The organism is Cytophagales bacterium, assembly GCA_019456305.1.
Lineage (GTDB): Bacteria > Bacteroidota > Bacteroidia > Cytophagales > VRUD01 > VRUD01.
On record VRUD01000105.1, the window covers coordinates 1 to 965 of the forward strand.

The window sequence follows — 965 nt, forward strand, 5'->3', positions numbered from 1 at the left end:
CAACGCGACCTTATTCCTTCACCTGCCGCAGGATTACTTATTTTCAATACTATAACGAATCAAATAAACTTTTACAACGGCACTTTCTGGCGTACCTTTAATGATGCACTAAGTTCAGCTACTGTTAGCGCCGGAGCAGGAACAGGAGCAGGGGTAGCAATAAATTCAAGCGGTGCAGCCCCTGATCCTTCTGCTATGCTACATGTACAATCTTCTACACAAGGCCTTCTGCCTCCAAGGACTACAGCCGTTTCTATTACTACACCGGTTGCCGGACTTTTGATTTATTCTACCACCGCCAATCGCATTAATTTTTATGACGGCACCACCTGGCAATTGCCCTGCGATGAAGGAACTGCCGCTGCACCCGTAGGTAGTCAGGCAACATCAGGACTAGCCATAAATACTACTGGATTACCCCCCAATCAGTCAGCTATGCTGGATATAGACGCTACGACTATGGGTTTTCTATTGCCCCGTATCACAGTCACAGAACGCGATAATCTTCCAACTCCCGCACCAGGATTGATTATTTACAATTCTACTAATAACAGAATAGAATTTTTCAACGGCACTGAGTGGAGGATGGTAATGTACACCATACCCACAGGAGTAACAGCATCAGCCAGCCCGAACCCGATTTGTGCTGGAGCTACATTAACATTAACAGGAGGAGCAACGGGTGCAACAAGCTGGAGTTGGACAGGTCCAAGCGCTTTTTCTTCTACTTTGCAAAGTCCTACCAGGGCATCTATGACCACAGTAATGGCAGGAGTTTACACTTTAACAGCAAGTAATGCCTGCGGCTCGGCAACAGCAGTGAATACGGCTTCGGTAACGGTGAACACCAATTCCACAGCGCCAACAGGAGCAACTGCATCAGTGAATCCGACTTGCCCGAGCCAGGCAACAACCCTTTCAGCAACAGGGGGCAGTTTGGGAACGGGTGCAGCATGGAACTGGTA